This window comes from Mycobacterium marinum (assembly GCF_003391395.1).
Classification (GTDB): Bacteria; Actinomycetota; Actinomycetes; order Mycobacteriales; family Mycobacteriaceae; genus Mycobacterium; species Mycobacterium marinum.
This window is the reverse complement of record NZ_CP024190.1, coordinates 2,540,998-2,562,069: the sequence shown is the minus strand read 5'-3', so window position 1 is coordinate 2,562,069 and position 21,072 is coordinate 2,540,998. Positions and strand designations below refer to the sequence as shown.

The following is a 21,072-nucleotide window of genomic DNA, read 5'->3' as shown; positions in this document are numbered from 1 at the left end:
TCAGGCCCCTGCGGCCGCCGCTTGGGTAAAGCGGACGTACCCGTTCTGCTCGAGTTCGTCGGCCAGCTCGGGCCCACCGGATTCGGCGATACGTCCGCCGACGAACACGTGCACAAACTCTGGACGGATGTAGCGCAGAATGCGGGTGTAGTGGGTGATCAACAAGATGCCGCCGTGTTCTGCCTCCGCGTAGCGGTTGACCCCCTCGCTGACCACGCGCAACGCGTCAACGTCGAGGCCAGAGTCGGTCTCGTCGAGAATGGCGATCTTGGGCTTGAGCAGTTCCAGCTGCAGAATCTCATGGCGCTTCTTCTCGCCGCCGGAAAAGCCTTCGTTGACGCTGCGCTCGGCGAACACGGGGTCGATCTCGAGGGCGGCCATCGCGGCCTTGACCTCTTTGACCCAGTGCCGCAGCTTCGGCGCCTCGCCGCGGATGGCCGTCGCAGCCGAACGCAGGAAGTTCGACACCGAGACACCGGGCACCTCGACGGGGTACTGCATGGCCAAAAACAGTCCGGCTCGGGCACGCTCGTCGACACTCATCTCCAGCACGTCGGCGCCGTCTAGCGTGATGGACCCCGATGTCACCTGGTACTTGGGGTGACCGGCGATGGCATAGGACAACGTGGACTTGCCGGAGCCGTTGGGGCCCATCAAAGCGTGTGTCTCACCGGATTTCACGGTGAGATCGACGCCCTTGAGGATGGGAATCTCGCGCTCACCCTCGGCTGCGTTGGGATTCTCGACGCTGACGTGCAGGTCCTTGATAATCAATGTGGTCATGAGGCTGCTGTATTTTCCGTCTTCTCTGTTGCCTGTGATTCGGTGATTTCCAGTTCGTGTTCAATGGCGCCGGTCAAGCGTTCCCGCACCTCGGGAAGCGCGATCTTGGAGATGATCTCGCCGAAGAAACCACGGATCACCAACCGGCGGGCCTGCTCTTCGGGGATGCCCCGAGAGCGCAGGTAGAACAGTTGCTCGTCGTCGAAACGCCCGGTCGCACTGGCGTGGCCGGCGCCGGCAATCTCGCCGGTCTCGATCTCCAGATTGGGCACCGAGTCCGCACGCGCACCGTCGGTGAGCACCAGGTTGCGGTTCACCTCGAAGGTGTCGGTGCCGGTGGCCGCGGCACGGATCAGCACGTCGCCCACCCACACGGTGTGCGCGTCCGGCAGGGCCGACTCCGGATCGCCTTGCAGTGCACCCTTGTACAGCACGTTGGACTTGCAGTCCGGCTGAGCGTGATCCACCAGCAGCCGCGACTCCAGGTGCTGGCCGTCGTCAGCGAAGTACAGGCCCAGCAGGTCGGCATCGCCCCCGGGTGCGGTGAAGCGCACGTTGGCCGACATCCGCACCACTTCGCCGCCCAATGTCACGGTCACGTGCCGCAATACCGCGTCCTTACCCAGCTTGGCGTGATGCGCGCTCAGGTGAACGGTGTCGTCAGCCCAGTCCGCGATCCACACCACGGTGAGCCGGGCACAGTCGCCGACGACGAACTCGACATTGTCGGCGTAGGTTCCACCACCCCGGTGGTCGACCACCACGACGGCTTCACCCAGCTCCTCGACCCTGATCTGCAGGTGCCCGTAGGCAACCGCGCCTTCACCCGGCCCGGTGACGGTGATGTTCACCGGCTCGCCCAGCTGGGTGTCTCGCCCGACGGTGACCAACGTTGCCGAGTTGAACGATGAGAAGGCCTGGGCGGCAACACGATCAGCGGGAACACCGCCCTGGCCCAACCGCTCGTCGCCGCGGCGTACCGTCTCTACCCGCAGACCGGCCTGTTCACCGACGGTGAGCTGGGCGCTGCCCGAGGCAGGTGCGGAGCCGTCGTGCAGACCGCGCAACCGCTTCAGCGGAGTGAACCGCCAAATCTCGTCGCGGCCGTGCGGAACCTCGAAGGCGTCGACGTCGAAAGATGCGAATAGCTCACCCTTGTTCAGTGCAGCGGCCGTCGTCAGATTTTCAACGGTCATCCGACCGCACCCTCCATCTGCAGCTCGATTAGCCGGTTGAGCTCGAGCGCGTACTCCATCGGCAGTTCCTTGGCGATCGGCTCGACAAAGCCGCGCACCACCATCGCCATCGCCTCGTCCTCGGTCAACCCACGGCTCATCAGATAGAACAGCTGGTTTTCGCTGACCTTGGACACGGTGGCCTCGTGGCCCATCGTGACGTCGTCCTCGCGGATGTCAACGTAGGGGTAGGTGTCGCTGCGGCTGATCGTATCGACCAGCAGCGCATCACATTTCACACTGGACCGTGACCCGTGCGCACCCTTGTTGACCTGGACCAGGCCCCGGTAGGAGGTGCGACCGCCACCGCGCGCGACCGATTTGGACACGATGTTGCTCGACGTGTTCGGCGCCAGGTGCAGCATCTTGGCGCCGGTGTCCTGGTGCTGATCCTCGCCCGCGAACGCCACCGACAGCACTTCGCCCTTGGCGTGTTCGCCGGTCATCCACACCGCCGGGTACTTCATGGTGACCTTGGATCCGATGTTGCCGTCGATCCACTCCATGGTGGCGCCGGCCTCGGCGCGGGCCCGCTTGGTGACCAGGTTGTAGACGTTGTTCGACCAGTTCTGAATGGTGGTGTAGCGCACCCGCGCATGCGGTTTCACGATGATCTCGACGACGGCCGAGTGCAGCGAGTCCGACTTGTAGATCGGCGCGGTGCAGCCCTCGACGTAGTGCACGTAGGAACCCTCGTCGGCAATGATCAGCGTCCGCTCGAACTGACCCATGTTCTCGGTGTTGATCCGGAAGTAGGCCTGCAGCGGGATATCGACGTGCACGCCCGGCGGGACGTAGATGAAACTTCCGCCCGACCACACCGCGGTGTTCAGCGCGGAGAACTTGTTGTCCCCGGCCGGGATCACGGTGCCGAAGTACTGCTTGAAGATCTCCGGGTGTTCGCGCAGACCGGTGTCGGTGTCCAAGAAGATGACGCCTTGGGCCTCCAGATCCTCGCGGATCTGGTGGTAGACCACCTCTGACTCATACTGGGCCGCCACACCGGCGACCAGGCGCTGCTTCTCGGCTTCCGGAATGCCCAGGCGATCGTAGGTGTTGCGAATGTCTTCGGGCAGATCGTCCCAGCTGGCAGCCTGCTTCTCGGTAGAGCGCACGAAGTACTTGATGTTGTCGAAGTCGATGCCCCCGAGGTTGGAACCCCAATTCGGCATGGGCTTGCGCTCGAAGATGCGCAGCGCCTTGAGCCGAGTTTGCAGCATCCATTCGGGCTCGTTTTTCTTGGCGGAGATATCGCGGACCACGGCCTCGGACAACCCGCGCTGCGCGGCCGCGCCGGCCGCGTCGGAGTCCGACCAGCCGTAGCCATAGTTGCCCAGTGAGGCGATGGCCTCATCCTGGGTCAGCGGTTCGACCGCGGTCTTCGCTTCTGGTGTGAGTGTCATGCGGACGCTCCTCCGGTGCTCGTCAGGTGTTGGCGCGGGCTGGGCGCCGGGGTTAGGGGCACGTGGGTGGTGCAGGCACAGTCTCCGTTGACGATGGTCGCCAACCGCTGCACGTGAGTGCCGAGCACCTCCGCGATGGCCTGCTGCTCGGCTTCACACAACTCCGGGAATTCCTCGGCTACATGGGACACCGGGCAGTGGTGCTGGCAGATTTGCACACCGTGGATGGGCCCGCCCACCCGGGTGGTTGTGGCGACGTAGCCCGCCTTGGTCAGCGCGCTGGCGACGCGCTCGGCCGCCGCTTCGACCGCGGCGTCGTCTGGGCTGGCAGCGGCCGGCACACCGGCCAGAATGGCGTCGATCCGGCGCCGGGCGAACGTGCGCACCGCGTCATCACCACCGATTTCACGGAGTTGGCGTATCGCCGCCGCCGCCAGATCATCGTAGGAGTGCTCGAGCTTGGCCCGGCCTCCCGGTGTCAGGCGGTAGCGCTTGGCGGGCCGTCCACGTCCCGCCTGCTGCCACGGGGCGGCAGGCGCGGATTCGGCGTCACCCGCGTCGATCAAGGCATCGAGATGGCGACGTACGCCGGCAGCCGAGAGCCCGAGCCGGTCACCGATCTCGCTGGCCGTGATGGATCCGGATTCCAGGAGCAACCGGACGATGGCCCTGCGGGTGTGACCATCCGACCCGGCCACGAGAGCTGCGCTGTGCGCAGCACTGAACTCCGGTTGGATTTTCACAACACCAGTGTGACGCAATTCCGGGCATCGGTCTAGCAAGGATGCCCTGGCTAGGGGTTGCGCTGGTCACACCCGAGTGACGCGACGGCACCGCCTGGTGTGCCGCTACGCTGCTCTGATGGCAGCCCGCCACCACACGCTGAGCTCATCGATCGCCAGCTTGCACGGCGACGAGCAGGCGGTGGGCTCGCCGCTAAACGCCGCCGAACTCACCGCACTGGCGCGAACTCGCCTGTTCGGAGCTACCGGAACCGTCCTGATGAGCATCGGCGCGCTGGGTGCCGGCGCCAGGCCAGTAGTCCAGGACCCCACGTTCGGAGTGCGGTTACTCAATCTTCCGTCGCGAATACAGACGGTGTCATTGACCATGACGACCACCGGTGCGGTCATGATGACGCTGGCTTGGCTGATGCTCGGCCGGTTCGCGCTGGGCAAGCGGCGGATGTCGCGCGGGGAACTGGACCGCACGCTGGTGTTGTGGATGCTGCCGCTGCTGATCGCACCACCGATGTACAGCAAGGACGTCTACTCCTACCTGGCCCAAAGCCAGATCTCGAGGGACGGGCTGGACCCCTACCGGGTGGGACCGGCATCGGGTCTGGGACTGGGCCACGTCTTTACGCTGTCGGTCCCCAGCTTGTGGCGGGAAACGCCGGCACCCTACGGCCCTCTGTTCTTGTGGATCGGCCGCGGAATCTCGGATTTGACCGGCGAGAACATCGTCGCCGCGGTGCTCTTCCACCGACTGGTGGTGTTGATCGGCGTGGCGTTGATCGTGTGGGCTACCCCACGATTGGCCCAACGCTGCGGGGTGGCCGAGGTCAGCGCGCTATGGCTGGGCGCAGCCAATCCGCTGCTGTTCATGCATCTGGTTGCCGGTATCCACAACGAGGCGCTGATGCTCGGACTGATGCTGACCGGCGCCGAGTTCGCGCTGCGAGGTCTTGATGCGCCGCGGCTGATACCACTTTCCGGTCGGCCCCGTCCGGCGCTCAGGCGCGCCGGCAGCGCGGAGCGAAGCCGGGCAATCAAGGCTCGTGCCACCGCATGGGAACCGCTGGGCATGCTGGCGGGCGGAGCGATCCTGATCGCGCTGTCGTCGCAGGTGAAGTTGCCGTCGCTGCTGGCGCTGGGCTTTATCACGATGGCATTGGCATACCGCTATGGCGGCACGATCAAGGCGCTGCTGGTGTGTGGCAGCGCGATGTCGGCGTTGACGGTGTCGGTAATGGCCGTGGTCGGCTGGGCCAGTGGGCTGGGGTTCGGCTGGATGTTCACCCTGGGAACCGCCAACGTGGTGCGCAGCTGGATGTCGCCGCCAACGCTACTGGCACTGGGCACCGGGCAGGTCGGGATCCTGCTGCGGCTGGGTGATCACACCACCGCGGTGCTGTCGCTGACGCGCGCCATGGGCGTCTTGATCATCATGGTGATGGTCAGCTGGCTGCTGCTCGCCGTGTTCCGCGGCCGCCTGCACCCGATCGGAGGGCTTGGCGTCGCGCTGGGCCTCACGGTGCTGTTGTTTCCGGTGGTGCAGCCCTGGTACCTACTCTGGGCGATCATTCCGATGGCCGCCTGGGCCACCCGCACCGGATTCCGGGTGGCGACCATCATCATCACCCTCATCGTCGGCATCTTCGGCCCCACCGCCAACGGCGATCGCTTCGCGCTATTCCAGATCGTTGATGCCACCCTGGCCAGCGCCATCATCGTGCTGGTGCTGATGGCCCTCACCTACCACCGGTTGCCATGGAGGGCACTGCCGGTCGACTCGACCCCACCAGCAGAGGCGACCCAACCGGCGGAAGCGACTCAGCAGGCCGAACCAAACCAACAGGGCGAATCGGATCAGCAGGAGACCGCGGACCCGGCCGCCGAGACTCCGGTGACCCGGCGACCGACGTCGGCAACCGACGCCTACGCTGACTCGACGTGAGCTCGGACCCCAAATACCCCGCGGCAGGCCGGGGCACCGAAATCGTGGTGAGGCTGCGCGGGGTCGGCAAACAGTACGGCTCTGTGACGGCGGTCTCCAACCTCGACTTGGAGGTGCGCGCCGCAGAGGTGATGGCCCTGCTGGGGCCTAACGGAGCCGGGAAGACCACAACCGTCGAGATGTGTGAGGGCTTCGTGCGCCCGGATGCCGGCAGCATCGAGGTGCTGGGGCTGGACCCGATCGCCGATAACGCACGTCTGCGGCCCCGTATCGGTGTGATGCTGCAGGGCGGGGGCGGCTATCCGGCGGCACGCGCCGGCGAGATGCTCAACCTGGTCGCTTCCTACGCCGCCGACCCGCTAGATCCACGCTGGTTGTTGGACACCCTCGGACTGACCGATGCGGCGCGGACCACCTACCGGCGCCTGTCCGGGGGACAACAGCAGCGCCTCGCCCTGGCCTGCGCCCTGGTGGGGCGGCCCGAGCTGGTGTTTCTGGACGAGCCGACCGCCGGTATGGACGCTCATGCCCGGCTGTTGGTGTGGGAATTGATCGACGCCCTGCGCCGCGACGGGGTGACGGTGGTGCTGACCACCCACCAACTCAAGGAGGCCGAGGAACTCGCCGACCGGCTGGTCATCATCGATCATGGCGTCACGGTGGCTGCCGGAACCCCAAGCGAGTTGATGCGCAGCGGCGCCAAAGACCAATTGAGGTTCACCGCGCCACCGCGGCTAGACCTGTCGTTGTTGGTGTCGGCGCTGCCGGAGGATTACCGGGTCACCGAGGTAACTCCGGGCGAATACCTGGTCGAAGGCAGCGTCGATCCGCAGGTGCTGGCAGCGGTCACGGCGTGGTGCGCGCGCATCGACGTGCTGGCCACCGACATGCGGGTCGAGCAACGCAGCCTCGAGGACGTGTTCCTCGATCTCACCGGTAGAAAGTTGCGATCGTGACGCAGACCAACACCGAAGGCACCTTTCCCGTAGGCACCTTCACCCCGGACCCACGGCCGAGTGCCGTGCCCCGGATGCTGGCCGCTCAGTTCGGTCTGGAGCTGAAGCTGCTGCTGCGCAACGGTGAGCAGCTGCTACTGACCATGTTCATCCCGATCACCCTGCTGATTGGTCTGACACTGCTGCCCCTCGGCTCTTTCGGCCAGCACCGAGCCGCCACCTTCGTGCCGGTGATCATGGCGCTGGCCGTGATCTCCACCGCATTCACCGGGCAGGCCATCGCGGTGGCATTCGACCGCCGATACGGGGCACTCAAACGGCTCGGAGCAACCCCGCTGCCGGTCTGGGGGATCATCGCCGGCAAGTCGCTGGCCGTCGTCGCCGTGGTGTTCCTGCAGGCAATCGTGCTGGGCGCCATCGGCTTCGCCCTGGGCTGGCGCCCGGCGCTGGCCGCGCTGGCGCTGGGTGGCGCGGTGATTGCCCTGGGTACCGCCGGTTTCGCGGCTCTCGGCCTGCTGCTCGGCGGCACGTTACGGGCCGAGATCGTGCTGGCGGTCGCCAACCTGATGTGGTTCGTGTTCGCCGGCTTCGGCGCGCTGACGGTCGAAACCGATGTGATTCCCACCGCGGTCAAGTGGGCGGCGCGGCTCACTCCGTCGGGCGCGCTCACCGAGGCGCTGTCGCGGGCGATGGTCCTGTCGGTGGACTGGTTCGGCCTGGTTGTGCTGGCCGCGTGGGGAACGCTGGCGGCGCTGGCGGCGCGACGCTGGTTCCGCTTCACCTGATACCCGTTCTACTACGCGACGTAGTTGTCGCTACGATCGGGCGGTGGCCCTCGGACGAGTCTTGCTGCGGTTGGTTGACCTGCTCCCCGACCCGAGCCTGCGCGTTCAGCGGATCATCGCCGCGGCCGTCATCCTGACCCAGGGCGGTATCGCCGTCACCGGCGCAATCGTCCGCGTCACGGCCTCGGGCCTGGGTTGTCCGACCTGGCCACAGTGCTTTCCCGGCAGCTTCACCCCGGTGGCGGTCGCCGAGGTGCCCCGAATCCATCAGGCCGTCGAGTTCGGTAATCGGATGATCACCTTCGCGGTGGTCATCACCGCGGCGCTGGCCGTGTTGGCCGTCACCCGGGCACGGCGGCGCACCGAGGTACTGGTCTACGCGTGGCTGATGCCGGCCTCCACGGTGGTGCAGGCCGTGATCGGTGGCATCACGGTGCGCACCGGGTTGCTGTGGTGGACGGTAGCCATCCATCTGCTGGCATCGATGACGATGGTCTGGCTGTCGGTGTTGCTCTATGTCAAAGTCGGCCAGCCCGACGAAGGCGTTACGCACGAACTGGTGGCCAGTCCGCTGCGCGCCCTCACCGTGCTCAGCGCGGTGAATCTGGCCGCGGTCCTGGTAACGGGCACGCTGGTGACGGCCGCCGGCCCGCATGCGGGCGACAAGAGCCCCAGCCGGACGGTGCCGCGACTGAAAATCGAGATCACCGACCTGGTGCACCTGCACTCATCGCTGCTGGTTTCCTACCTCGCGTTATTGGTCGGGCTGGGGTTCGGGCTCCTGGCCGTCGGCGCCACCCACGCGATCCTGCGGCGGCTGACCGTCCTGGTGGTGTTGGTTTTCGCCCAAGCCGGTGTGGGCACCGTGCAGTACTACACGGGAGTGCCCGCCGCTCTGGTTGCCGTCCACGTGGCGGGGGCCGCGGCCTGTACCGCAGCGACCGCGGCGCTATGGGCGTCGATGCGAGAACGGACCCAGGCCGAGGCCCCCCAGAGCTGACTGGACGCTCAGCGCGAACTCACGCTGGGCCCGGTCTCGGGTGGCGGTGTCCAAGCGCCGCCAGCCCAACGACGGGTCGATCAATTGCAGTTCCAGCAGCCGAGTACCGACCAGGTGGGCCCGAGCGCAGAGCAGCTCCCCCACCCGCACGCCGGCCGCAGCGGCCGCGGCCCGCATCGCCGCAGCACCGATATCCCAGATCTCGAAGTCCGGCTCGCCCTGACGTAGCGCGTGTTCCTGGGTGGTGAACGCGTGCGAGGGCCGCCCACCCACAAAAATCAGCACCGCCTCGGGAACCGGATCACCGATCTGCACCAGCGCCGACTGCCCTGCCGCGTGGAGTTCATCGACATATTCCGCGGCCTTGGCGTGATCACTGAAACGCCGAGTGCCGCTACCCACGCCGGGGCCGACGAACACCCGAGGAGCCGGCAGCGACCGCAACCGCTCCCCCGGCCGGCACGTATGGCTGGGTAGCGTCGGCACGCCCCTGTTCGCCAGGTCGTCCAAGTAGCGCCGGTGTGCATTCCAGGCCACCACCGCGGGCGGGTTGAGCAGATTGCGGACGCCGCCGGTCCAGGCCACAAACTCGTCGAGCCGACGGGCGTAGTCGCGGGTAGCCCGCAGGATCACCAGGTCCGCCCGACTGACGTCGGGATCGTCCCACGACAACCAATGCGCATGCAGCCCGCGGCGGCGCAGGGCCGCAACCAGCCCGGCGTCGTCGCCATCACCGGCGGGTTGGTGCGGCCAACCCGCCAAGGCGACGCGCGGATGGAAGACTTCCGGCCGGGCCAACTTCATGGTCGGGCATGATAGCGGCGTGCACGCAATTGAAGTCAGCCAAACAGGCGGTCCCGAAGTCCTCAGCTACGTCGAGAGGCCGCAACCCGAGCCCGGTCATGGCGAGCTGGTGATCAAGGCCGAGGCGATCGGTGTCAACTTCATCGACACCTACTTCCGGTCGGGAAGTTATCCACGGGAGCTGCCGTTCGTCATCGGCTCGGAGGTATGCGGAACCGTGGTAGCCCTCGGCCCGGGTGCCACGGCGGCCGATGCCGGCGGGATTGCTGTGGGCGACCGCGTGGTCAGCGCCTCCGCGAACGGCGGCTATGCCGAATTCTGCACTGCACCGGCGGCTCTGACCGCCAAGGTGCCCGACGGTGTCAGCGCCGAAGTGGCCGCATCGGCACTGCTGAAGGGCCTCACCGCGCACTATCTCCTGAAGTCGGTGTACCCGGTTGCCGACGGCGACGCCATCTTGGTGCATGCCGGCGCCGGCGGCGTCGGGCTGATTCTGACGCAATGGGCTACTCACCTGGGGGCACGGGTGATCAGCACCGTCTCAACTCCGGAAAAGGCCAAGCTCTCCAGGGATGCCGGCGCGGCCGAAGTGCTGGACTACCCCACCGACGCTTGGCAGTTTGGCGGACAGGTGCGCGCCCTGACTGATGGTGCCGGTGTGGCCGCCGTCTACGACGGAGTCGGGGCAACGACGTTCGACGCCAGCCTGGCCAGCCTGGCCGTACGCGGGACGCTCGCATTGTTCGGCGCCGCCAGTGGTCCCGTTCCTCCAGTCGATCCGCAACGGCTCAATGCGGCCGGCTCGGTGTATCTCACCCGTCCGTCGCTGTTCCACTTCATCCGCACCGCCGAGGAATTCAGCTGGCGGGCCAGCGAACTTTTCGACGCGATCAGCAGCGCGGTAATCACCATCGAGGTTGGCGGGCGGTATCGGCTGGCCGATGCGATGAAGGCCCATCAAGATCTGGAAGCCCGCAAGACTATTGGGTCGGTCGTGTTGTTGCCCTAGCCATTTCGGGGCAACTCGGGCAGCAACTGCCGAAGCGCCGGACGCCCCCCAGGCTCAGGGCCGCTGTTCCGGCGGGGTGCGGTCGTCTGGTTTGCCTGCCCCACTCGCGGCGGGATTGCCGGGTTGCTTGCTGCGCCACTGCAAAACCTCGAGAGCGACGGCAACGCGAACCGTGGTGTCCTCGAGAGGCTTGGGAAGCAGGCGCTGCGCGGTTTCGAGTCGGTGCATCAACGTGTTGCGATGGGTGTACAGCAGCCGCGCGGCACGAGATGCATTGCACTGTTGGCTGATAAAGGTCAGCAGGGTGTGTTGCAGAGCCGGGGAGGCTTCCTCGAAGTCGCCGAGCGTGTTCTTGATGAATTCATCCGCACCGTCCGGGTTCTCGGTGAGCAGGGCAATCATCTCGACGTCGCCGAAGAAGGCAACTTGCTGGGGTGAGCGCAGCCGGATCAACATGCGTGCGGCGGTAAGCGCATCGCGGTGGCTACGACGGAACCCGTCAACTCCCGGTTCGGTGGTTCCGATGGCGATGCGCACGTGCGGCAATTCGCGCATCACCTGACGAATCTGACTGCAGTCGAAGACATCTACGTCACGCACCCAGACCCAGCGTGTCGTGGCGGCAGACATGATGGCCAGCGAGCTTGCGCACCCAACGGCATTGCAGAACGCGTCCACGGCTCGGTCCAGGTCGCGGTGGTCACCGTCGGAGCGGTCACTCCAAATGATGGCGGCGGTATGCGACCGATCCAGGGGGTAACCCAACCGGGATTCGGCGGAATCGCGGCTGATGGGTGCGCCATTGAGAAGAAGCTCGACAATGCGGCGGCGCTCGGCGCAGATATTGCGCGACAGCTCGTGGTGCTCGAGCTCCATTTGCGCGGCGATGCCCGCAAGCGTGGTGTCGATGAACGCCGCAGCCGACCGAAACGGCACATCGAGCAGTTCGCGCAGCTCCTGGGGGTCGGTGGTGAGGCCGAACACAATGTCGGTCCACCGCTGCCAGGCCACGTTTTGCCCGACGCGGTAGACATCGAGAGCCAGCGTGTCAAGGCCGAGACGTACCAAATCCCTGGCCATTCGCAGCGGCTCGGCACCCAGGTTCGCCGGTACCGGGTCGCCCGGATTTCGCAGGTTGGACGCCGCGAAGTGGCGTAGATTGGCGCGATTTGCCCGGCTGATGACGGTCGCCAAATCCGGGTTCTCGGCGATTGGCGGCGCTGCAGCCAGCGTCGCACGGTCGAATTCTTCGAGCCATTGTTGACTGGGGTTGAGCGCAACCCGCGCCGCTTCACGGATCAGGTCACGCACCCGCGGCGATAACTCGCGTGACTTCACAGGACGATATTAAGTCACTTGGGTCAAATTCATCGGCTATTTGTGCTGCACAGAGCAACTCGCGGGACACCGGCGCGACGGCGGCAACGGAACAAGAATTACGGCGCTGCCGGGGTTGACGGTAACCGCCCTGCTGTTCGGTAACGGCGGCAGTGCCGAAGCGGTAACGGCGATACCGGCCTAGCCAGCCCGCTAGCTGAATCGAACGGTGCTTCCCGGCAACAGCCGCTCCACCCGTCCATGGCATTCCACTTCGACGGGCGGCACATCACGCGGCTCGACGCTGATCTCCGCGCCCTTCCCACTTACCCTCAGGTGTAGGTGGTTACCGCGGTAGTGAATCGGAAATCCAAGTGCACCAAGGTATTCCGGCCAGTGCGGGGACAACACGATTCGATCGGCACGGATCTCCAGTCCGGTGAAGCAGCGTTGCACGAAGTCCACGCTGCCGGCCATCGCGGCCAGGTGGACACCCTCCGCGGTGGTACCGCCCTGGATGTCGGCAACGTCGGACTCGAGCACCTGCTGAAAGAACTCCAGGGCGCGATCCCGATTGGCGCGGGCCAGCACCCATCCGTGAACCGCGGCGCTCAGCGTCGACCCATGGGAAGTACGCGCCATGTAATAGTCCACCATCTCCGGGATCTGGTCCCGTTCCATGTGGTAGCCGAGCCGGTCCAGCAGCTCCCCCAGTTCGTCCGCAGACAACAGATAGAGCAACATCAGCGCGTCGGCCTGCTTGGACGCCCGATAGCGATTGACATCGTCGTCCTCGGCTTCAAGGATGCGGTCGAGCCGCTGGATGTTGCCGTATCGATGCCGGTAGGCGTCCCAATCCAGTTCTGCCAACTGCTCATATCCGTCAAACTGACTGATCACGCCGTCGTGGAACGGGACGAACATGCGCCGGCTGACGTGGTCCCACTGAGCCAGCTCCGCTTCGGTCAGTGCCAGCTTTTCGTACAAGTCCAACCGGTTCGGCAGCGGCATCAGCAGCAACGCATCGATCGCCCGCAGGATCACCCAGGCCGCCATCACGTTGGTGTACGCGTTGTCGTCCACGCCGTCGTAGGGCCGGTCGGGGTAACCGGAATGGAATTCATCGGGTCCGATGACGCCCTTGATGTGGTACCGATCACCCTCGGCGTCATAAGTCGCCCTACTCACCCAGAACCGGGCTATCTCGGCCATCATCTCGGTCCCGTAATCGATCATGAACGCGAGATCGCCGGTGACTTGGTAAAACTGCCAGACGTTGTATGCGACGGCGATGCCGATATGGTGCGCACGGTGGCTGGCATCGGGTATCCATCGGCCCGACCGCGGGTTCAGGTGCTGCTCGGGGCTTTCCTCTCGCCCGTCGCTGCCGGACTGCCACGGATACATCGCACCGCGATAGCCGGCCAGTTTGGCCGCGCGCTGGGCCTCGAGCAGGCGCCGGTAGCGATACAGCAGCAGCGATCGGGTCACCGCGGGAAGGCGCAGGTTCAGCACCGGGAAGATGAACAGCTCGTCCCAGAAAATATGTCCCCGGTAGGCCTCACCGTGCAGCCCGCGGGCTGGGACCCCGACATCGAGATCCGCACTGTTGTAGGACACCGTCTGCAGCAGGTGCAGCAGGTGCAGGCGCAATACGCGCAGCTCTTCGGTGTGGTTGGAGAATTCGATCGACAACCGTTCCCACAGATGCGACCAGGCAATCCGGTGGGCGTCACAAATCTCGGCAAACCGTCCCTGGCGACCGAGTCGGCGCTCCGCTCCGATGGCCGGGTGTGAGGTGGCCACATCAAGCCCGCTCACCAGGGTGACAATCTTCTCCACGGTCAACGGCTGGCCCAGTTTGGCCTCGGTGAAGATCTTGTGGCCGACTTCGAATTCCTCGTCGAGCAACCGGTACGTTGCCGCGACCGGCTCGTCCCCGCGCCATAGGCTGGTCCTGGCTGCCACCGCGACCGGGATCTTCGACTGCGTGGTCTCCACGGCCATCGACACCGAATTCTCGGACAGCACAGCCTTTTCCAGACCCTGCAGATGATTGCTGGCCAGATTTCGGTACCGCTCCACCCCGGAATTGCGGACGTTGCCGTCGATGGTGGACCGGATTTCGATCGTCCCCGACCAGTCGTGGCCGACGATGGTGGTTTGCAGCGCCGCCACATGCGCCTGGTTCATCGAAACGAAGCGGTGCTGGGTTACCGAGGTGGTGCGCCCGGCGTCGTCACGGAAGGTCAGTTCCCGGGTCAGCACCGCACCACGCAGGTCAAGCGTCTGACGGTAGGACAACAACGTCACCGCGTCGACGTCAAACCAGTCGCCGCCGTCGATCCGGAAGGTTAGTGGCAGCCAGTTGGGTAGGTTCACCAGGCTTTCGTGAGCTGTCCTGGTACCCCCGATCAGGTCGTCCAGCCGGTTGAACACGCCGCCGGCATATGTTCCCGGATAGTGGACCTGCCCCGCCGTCGATTCGGGTGCGGCACCACGGGTGGCGAAGTAACCGTTGCCGACGGTGCACAGCGCTTCGCGCAGCTTTTCGTTGGGCGGATCGTAGCCTTCGAATGTGAAAGTCCAACCGCGCGATTGCGTCTCGTGCGCATGCGCCAGCCACCCGGCGCCGCGTCGAACGAAGTCACGGACTTCGTTTGGGTTGCGCAGCGTGAAGTTGGCGGCGGTGGGTCGGTCACCGTCCTCGTCGTGACGGACCACGATCCCCACGCCGCTGAACCGCAGCGCATCGAACGCGTCCTCATCGGTGAGGTCATCACCCACGTACATCGGCAGTACCCGCGAGTTTTCGAAGATGAGTGAGCGAATCCAGGCCAGCGCGGCACCCTTGTCCCAGTCGATGTCGGGTCGCAGCTCGACGACCTTGCGGCCACTGGTCACCCGAAGGCCATATTCGCGGCGGTATCGGTGGGTGGTCGCGATCACCTGGGCCACGTGCTCACGGGCGACATTGCGATAGTGCACCGCGACGGCAAAACGCTTGTGTTCGACACTCGCGCCCGGGATCTGGGCCAACTCGTGGCGAAGGTCCTCGGCCGCGCTCGCCAGCACGTCAACCGCGGCGGCGGCCGCCTCATGCTGGTGGTGAGTACCGTCGGGCGCGATCAGTTCGAAGCCGTGGCTGCCGGCGTACCAGATGCCCGGTACCCCTACCCGGTCACGGATGTCGGTTAAATCGCGGCCGGACAGAATTGCGACCGGGCATTGCGTCGACAAGTGCGCCAGCGCCTCGGCGGCGCCATCGACCAGGGTGGCGGCATCGGGATCCGACACGATTTCGGACAGCGTGCCGTCGTAGTCCATACAGACGAACAATTGCCGACCGGCGACCATCCCGATCACCTGACCGTAGGAATCCAGCGCGTTGGGGCATTGAGATAGGCGCTCGTCGCCGGTACGCACGGTGACTTCGGCAAGATCGGCAGCGACGACGTCCGCGCCGCGGCGCAGGAGTTCCTCGGCCCGTCCGTCCCGGTCAAATCCGATGACGAAGGCGAAGCCGCACTCTCGGGCGGCCTCCACCCCGCCATCCATGCCGGCCACGACTGCCAACCGTTCGACAGCGGCCCCCAACTTGGCGGCGGCAGCCGAGAGGCCGATGCAATAGGGCTTCGCCTGCGAGGCTTGTGGCGGTGCACTGGCTCGCTCTGGTTCGGACAACCCTGCCGCCTCGAGCACTCTCACGCTCTCATCGGCGGGCGAATAGACGGCGGTTCCCACTCCGACCTGCCAGAGCTTTCGGGCCAGTGCGACGGTCGGCTCCCAGATCGACTGTTCGGGTCCGTCGCCGTCGAGGACGAAGATCACTCCATCGTGGCGACGCGGATCGATCGTGAACGACTTCATCTTGGCGATCCCCTAGCCCGAGTATGTTGTCGCCCCATGGTCGCGCGCTCCCGCAGCGAAATGAACGTCTTCGCACCCATCGGAGCACTTCGGCCACGGATTGGTGACAAAAGTCCCGGCCGCTGACCTCATCCTGGTGAGCGCGCTACCTCTAACCCGCTAGTTGGCTCGCCGGGATGCGATTCCGAAGTACCGTCGACAGCGGGCCGAGAACTAGATTCCATCTTTTTGCCTGACAAAATTTGCCAAGCCACTATCGTGTCAGATGATCGAATCTTTACCGCATTGCCAGATGCCAGTTTGGCCCCGGCGAGGACATCCCGGGAAATCATTGATAATTCATCACCCCATGAATTTAGACAGTACCGCGGACCGACACCGAATGGCAACGTGAAGGGAACACAGCCACATGAATCAACCCAAGCGCATCGCAATTGTTGGTGGCGGCACTGCCGGGTTGAGCGCGGCGCTGCGCCTGCGCGAGCGCGGCTACGACGACGTCACGGTCTTCGAGGGCTCCGCACAGGTTGGCGGCAAAGCGTGTTCGGTGGAGGTCGATGGGCGCTACTACGACCTGGGCGGGGTTGTGGTCGTGCCGCAGCGATACCCGAATACTTGGGCTCTTGCCCGCCGATACGGGCTGCAGACCTTCCTGCGCGAGCCGATGCTGGCCGTCGACCTCGACACGGCCGAGTGGACCGGACTGGAAGCCGCGATAGCGGCGGCGCACTCAACGCGCGCCTACCTGGGCTCAGCAATCAAGGTGCGGCGTTACATCAAGCGATATCGGAAATATTTCGACAAACCAGGATTCTCATTCAATCATTGCCCCGAACTCGGCTGGCTACGCGATGAACTGTCTCTGCCCTTGGAACAATGGGTAAAGAAACTGCGGTTAGCTCCTTTGGCGTCCATGTGGGAACCGGTTGTGGATATGGGGTACGGTCCATATAGCGAAGTTGCTGCACTCTATTTTATTTACTTTCGGTTGTGTACTCCCCGCCACGGCATTCGCTCCCTTCTCATGCAGAAATTGCAGGGCGGCGCCGAGCGGCTGAGTTTCACTCTGGGCGCCCAGTCGCTGGCGATCGCGATGGCCAAGGATTGCCATGTCCGCACTGAAGTTCCGGTCAGTCGGGTCGTACGCAAGCAGGAAGGACTCTGGATCTACGCCGGCGACGGGCGCGAACTCGGGACTTTCGATGCGGTCCTGCTGGCAACCCCGTTGGATGACGCGTTCGATCTGCTCGATGCGAGCGGCGCAAGCAGCGCCCTCAACAACGCGATCACGAAGACCGGCGCACGGGTCAAGCGCGAGATCCGCTACGCCGACTACTACGTGACAATCGCCGACGGTGATGGCCTTCCCGACGCGTCCGGCTACGTGTCGCTCGGCTCTCAACACCTTGGCCTTGCGGGTGGACACATCGGGTTGCGCCCCTGGCCACAGAGCCCATGGTGGGTGTTTTATTACCACGGATCACCTGAGCAGCCGGGATGCCAGGAAGCGGCCCTGGAGGAATTACATACCCAACTCGAAAAAGTTGGTGTGACACTGAAGACCACCGTTCTGACGAAGGCCTGGCCGAAGTTTTTCCCCCATGTGTCGCAATCCGCGATCGCGAACGGCTTCTACGACGATCTGGAGTCGCTGCAAGGCCAGGGCGACATTTTCTACCTCGGCGGCGCCCTGGGTTTCGAGAGTCTCGAGCACACGATCACCTACAGCTACGGGCTGGCCGACCAGCATTTCCCGGCAATCCGCTCGGGCAACTAGCGATCGATCCCCGAAGGCGGCGGGAAATACCGGTTGAGATTCACCGCGCCCGGCCGGTGCCGCCGGCGCGCTGCACGGTTAGCCGAGCAGCGTGGGCAGCCCGATCGCCGAGTCGACAGCCAGCGCGCAGAACACCAACGCCAGGTAATTGTTGGATTGCAGGAACAACCGCAGCGGCTTGACCGCCTCGCCGGCGCGCACTCCGGCGTAGAGCTGATGCGCCATGGTCAAGAACCACGCCCCCGCCACCACGGCAACCGCCGCATAAAGCCACCCAGCCGCCGGCGTCAGCGCCAACGTTGCCAACACGGTCAGCCAGGTATAGATCAGGATCTGCTTGGTTACCTGACGTTCGGTCGCCACAGCCGGCAGCATCGGCACGCCGGCCTCTTTGTAGTCGTCCTTGTACCGCATCGCCAACGCCCAGGTATGCGGCGGCGTCCAGAAGAAGATGATCGCGAACATCGCCAGCGCCGGCCAGGCCAGGGTGCCCGTGACCGCGGACCAACCGATCATCACCGGCATGCACCCGGCGGCCCCGCCCCACACCACGTTTTGCGACGTGCGGCGCTTGAGCAACAGCGTGTAGACGAACACATAGAACGCCACGGTGGCCAGGGCCAACAGCCCGGACAGCAGATTGGCATTCAACCACAGCCAGAAGAACGAAACCACGGTCAGCGCCAAACCGAAGATCAGCGCGCTTCTGGTCGGCACCGCGGCTCGCGCGAGCGGGCGGCGCGCCGTTCGCTTCATCACCTTGTCGATATCGGCGTCGGCCACACAGTTGAGCGTGTTGGCGCCAGCGGCAGCCATCATGCCGCCGATCAGCGTGTTCGCAATGATCAGCGGATGAACGGCACCGCGGTCGGCCAGCAGCATCGCCGGGATCGCGGTAACCAACAACAGTTCGATGACCCGCGGCTTGGTCAACGCCAGATAGGCCAGCACCGTACCGAGCACGCGGCTCCTCCACGTGCCAGTACCCGGCTCGCTACGCTGCCGGGCGGTGCCAGATGCCTGGCCCGGCGCGACGCGCCCGTGAACGCTCACGCAATAACTCCTCGAGGATTCGCAGCCGCGCACAGCTTCTACTACGCACGATGGTAGACGGCACCACCACAGCAGCACTGCCTCAGGGTCGATTCACAGTAATTTCCCCGCCAGAACGGCACTGTCTGTAACGCCGGTGTGGCCGGCAGGATATTTTCACTGTGCTTATCCGAGCTTTTCCCGACAGGCCCGATGGGTACTCCGGATCGAGGCCTGCAACCACCTGCAATCCCACACTAGGGTGGGGTTGATCAGTTTGATGACCCTGAGAACTGAGGACTGTATTTGTGACCACTCTCGAAGAGATCTCTGCGCTCACCCAACCGCGCCATCCCGACGACTGGACCGAGATCGATTCGGCTGCGGTTGACACGGCCCGAGTGCTGGCAGCCGACGCCGTGCAAAAGGTCGGCAATGGGCACCCGGGAACGGCGATGAGCCTGGCCCCGCTGGCCTACACGTTGTTTCAGCGCGCGATGCGCCACGACCCCAGCGACACCACTTGGTTGGGCCGGGACCGGTTCGTCCTGTCCTGCGGGCACAGCAGCCTGACCCTCTACATACAGCTCTACCTGGGCGGCTTCGGACTTGAATTGTCCGACATCGAGTCGCTGCGCACCTGGGGATCCAAGACTCCCGGCCATCCCGAGTTCCGCCACACCGCCGGGGTGGAGATCACCACCGGTCCGCTGGGCCAGGGCCTGGCCTCAGCGGTGGGCATGGCGATGGCGGCGCGCTATGAGCGTGGCCTGTTCGACCCCGACGCCGAACCCGGAACCAGCCCCTTCGACCATCACATTTACGTGATCGCCTCCGACGGTGACATCGAAGAAGGAGTCACCTCCGAGGCGTCGTCCCTTGCGGCCGTTCAGCAGCTCGGCAACCTCATCGTCTTCTACGACCACAACAAGATCTCGATCGAGGACGACACCAACATCGCACTGTGCGAAGACACCGCTGCTCGCTACCGCGCCTACGGCTGGCACGTGCAAGAGGTGGAGGGCGGCGAAAACGTCACCGGCATCGAGGAGGCGATCGCCAACGCGAAGGCAGTCACCGATCGGCCATCGTTCATCTCGCTGCGCACCATCATCGGCTACCCGGCGCCGAACATGATGAACACGGGCAAGGTGCATGGTGCGGCGCTTGGCGACGAGGAAGTGGCGGCCGTCAAGACAGTCCTCGGATTCGATCCCAACAAGACGTTCGAAGTGCGCGAAGACGTCATCACCCACACCCGCGGGTTGGTGGCGCGCGGCAAGGAGGCGCACGAAAGCTGGCAGGCCGACTTTGAGGCTTGGGCACAGCGAGAACCGCAGCGCAAGGCCTTGCTAGACCGTCTGACGGCCCAGCAGCTGCCCGACGGCTGGGATGCCGACATGCCGCGCTGGGAGCCCGGTTCCAAAGCGCTGGCCACCCGGGCAGCGTCCGGACAGGTGCTGGCCGCGATCGGACCCAAACTCCCCGAGTTGTGGGGCGGTTCGGCTGACCTTGCCGGCAGCAACAACACCACCATCAAGGGCGCGGACTCGTTCGGCCCGCCAGCGATCTCTACCGATGACTACACCGCGCACTGGTACGGCCGCACGCTGCACTTCGGTGTTCGCGAGCACGCGATGGGTGCCATCCTCTCCGGGATCGCGCTACACGGACCCACCCGCGCCTACGGCGGCACGTTCCTGCAGTTCTCCGATTACATGCGCCCGGCAGTGCGGCTGGCGGCACTGATGGACATCGACCCCATCTACGTCTGGACCCACGATTCGATCGGACTTGGTGAAGACGGCCCGACCCACCAGCCGATCGAGCACCTTTCGGCGCTGCGCGCGATCCCCCGGCTCTCGGTGGTGCGCCCGGCCGACGCCAATGAGACGGCGTACGCCTGGAGCACGATCCTGGCCCGGGGCGCCACCAGCGGTCCGGTCGGGCTGATCCTGACCCGGCAGGGACTGCCGGTGCTAGCGGGCACCAACGCCGAGGGCGTTGCCCGCGGCGGCTACGTGCTCAGCGATGGCGCCGATGGTGACTCGTCCGAAGGCCCCGACGTCGTTTTGATCGCCACCGGTTCCGAGGTGCAGCTTGCGGTCGAAGCACGGAAGTTGTTGGCGGATAACGACATCATCGCGCGAGTGGTATCGATGCCGTGCGTGGAGTGGTTTGAGTCCCAGCCTGAGGAATACCGCGACAGTGTGCTGCCGCCCTCGGTTTCGGCCCGAGTGGCCGTCGAGGCCGGCATCGCACAGTGCTGGCACAAGCTGGTCGGTGACACCGGCGAAATCGTTTCAATCGAGCACTACGGAGAGTCGGCCGACTACAAGACATTGTTCCGCGAGTACGGCTTTACCGCCGAAGCTGTTGCCGCTGCCGCGGAACGAGCATTGGAAAATTGAGAAAGGGTGGT

The 21,072-nt window shown here is 65.1% G+C and carries 15 protein-coding genes; 7 read left to right on the top strand and 8 right to left on the bottom strand.

Going from position 1 to position 21,072, the window contains the following annotated elements; translation table 11 throughout:
* The 4 genes from sufC to CCUG20998_RS10850 are packed head-to-tail and all read right to left on the bottom strand — an operon-like array spanning position 1 to position 4,203.
* Positions 1 to 783: a Fe-S cluster assembly ATPase SufC gene (gene sufC, locus CCUG20998_RS10865; protein WP_012394024.1), complete on the bottom strand. Its 783-nt coding sequence runs from the start codon at positions 781 to 783 to the stop codon at positions 1 to 3.
* Positions 780 to 1,979, bottom strand: coding sequence for a Fe-S cluster assembly protein SufD (gene sufD, locus CCUG20998_RS10860; RefSeq protein WP_020728602.1), 1,200 nt, complete (start codon positions 1,977 to 1,979; stop codon positions 780 to 782). The genes sufC and sufD overlap by 4 nt, the downstream gene beginning before the upstream one ends.
* On the bottom strand, positions 1,976 to 3,421 hold the full coding sequence (gene sufB, locus CCUG20998_RS10855) for a Fe-S cluster assembly protein SufB (protein WP_020728601.1): 1,446 nt from the start codon (positions 3,419 to 3,421) through the stop codon (positions 1,976 to 1,978). Before sufB ends, sufD begins: the two co-directional genes overlap by 4 nt.
* Positions 3,418 to 4,203 carry a helix-turn-helix transcriptional regulator gene (locus tag CCUG20998_RS10850; protein WP_099052634.1) on the bottom strand — a complete coding sequence of 262 codons (786 nt, stop codon included), beginning with the start codon at positions 4,201 to 4,203 and terminating at the stop codon, positions 3,418 to 3,420. Before CCUG20998_RS10850 ends, sufB begins: the two co-directional genes overlap by 4 nt.
* A gap of 79 nt (positions 4,204 to 4,282) precedes the next feature.
* Between CCUG20998_RS10850 and mptB the strand changes: the two genes are divergently transcribed.
* The 4 genes from mptB (at position 4,283) to CCUG20998_RS10830 (ending at position 8,841) form a co-directional block, all read left to right on the top strand.
* Positions 4,283 to 6,100, top strand: coding sequence for a polyprenol phosphomannose-dependent alpha 1,6 mannosyltransferase MptB (gene mptB / locus CCUG20998_RS10845; protein ID WP_020728599.1), 1,818 nt, complete (start codon positions 4,283 to 4,285; stop codon positions 6,098 to 6,100).
* Positions 6,097 to 7,056, top strand: coding sequence for an ABC transporter ATP-binding protein (locus CCUG20998_RS10840; protein WP_020728598.1), 960 nt, complete (start codon positions 6,097 to 6,099; stop codon positions 7,054 to 7,056). Before mptB ends, CCUG20998_RS10840 begins: the two co-directional genes overlap by 4 nt.
* Positions 7,053 to 7,841, top strand: coding sequence for an ABC transporter permease (locus CCUG20998_RS10835; RefSeq protein ID WP_020728597.1), 789 nt, complete (start codon positions 7,053 to 7,055; stop codon positions 7,839 to 7,841). Before CCUG20998_RS10840 ends, CCUG20998_RS10835 begins: the two co-directional genes overlap by 4 nt.
* Before the next feature lie 70 nt (positions 7,842 to 7,911).
* On the top strand, positions 7,912 to 8,841 hold the full coding sequence (locus tag CCUG20998_RS10830; RefSeq protein ID WP_172607276.1) for a COX15/CtaA family protein: 930 nt from the start codon (positions 7,912 to 7,914) through the stop codon (positions 8,839 to 8,841).
* Here CCUG20998_RS10830 and CCUG20998_RS10825 read toward each other — a convergent pair.
* Positions 8,791 to 9,645: an ATP-grasp domain-containing protein gene (locus CCUG20998_RS10825; protein WP_036455569.1), complete on the bottom strand. Its 855-nt coding sequence runs from the start codon at positions 9,643 to 9,645 to the stop codon at positions 8,791 to 8,793. The genes CCUG20998_RS10830 and CCUG20998_RS10825 overlap by 51 nt on opposite strands.
* Before the next feature lie 19 nt (positions 9,646 to 9,664).
* On the opposite strand from CCUG20998_RS10825, the gene CCUG20998_RS10820 reads away from it, so the two are divergent.
* A complete protein-coding gene (locus CCUG20998_RS10820; protein WP_036455848.1) occupies positions 9,665 to 10,654 on the top strand; it encodes a quinone oxidoreductase family protein in 990 nt (329 codons plus the stop codon).
* Positions 10,655 to 10,708: 54 nt separating this feature from the next.
* Here CCUG20998_RS10820 and CCUG20998_RS10815 read toward each other — a convergent pair whose 3' ends face one another.
* Entirely contained in the window at positions 10,709 to 11,992 is a 1,284-nt protein-coding gene (locus CCUG20998_RS10815) for an Rv1453 family transcriptional regulator (protein WP_036455566.1), read from the bottom strand.
* A 192-nt stretch (positions 11,993 to 12,184) separates the two neighbouring features.
* A complete protein-coding gene (otsB, locus tag CCUG20998_RS10810) occupies positions 12,185 to 15,841 on the bottom strand; it encodes a trehalose-phosphatase (RefSeq protein ID WP_020728592.1) in 3,657 nt (1,218 codons plus the stop codon).
* A 409-nt stretch (positions 15,842 to 16,250) separates the two neighbouring features.
* Between otsB and CCUG20998_RS10805 the strand changes: the two genes are divergently transcribed.
* Positions 16,251 to 17,618, top strand: a complete 1,368-nt coding sequence (locus CCUG20998_RS10805) for an FAD-dependent oxidoreductase (RefSeq protein ID WP_020728591.1) — start codon at positions 16,251 to 16,253, stop codon at positions 17,616 to 17,618.
* A 78-nt stretch (positions 17,619 to 17,696) separates the two neighbouring features.
* Here the strand turns inward: CCUG20998_RS10805 and CCUG20998_RS10800 are convergent, their stop codons facing one another.
* Entirely contained in the window at positions 17,697 to 18,671 is a 975-nt protein-coding gene (locus CCUG20998_RS10800; RefSeq protein ID WP_081650998.1) for a heme o synthase, read from the bottom strand.
* A 287-nt stretch (positions 18,672 to 18,958) separates the two neighbouring features.
* Here CCUG20998_RS10800 and tkt point away from each other — a divergent pair, with 287 nt between their 5' ends.
* Entirely contained in the window at positions 18,959 to 21,061 is a 2,103-nt protein-coding gene (gene tkt / locus CCUG20998_RS10795) for a transketolase (RefSeq protein ID WP_020728589.1), read from the top strand.
* The last annotated feature ends 11 nt before the right edge of the window (positions 21,062 to 21,072 follow it).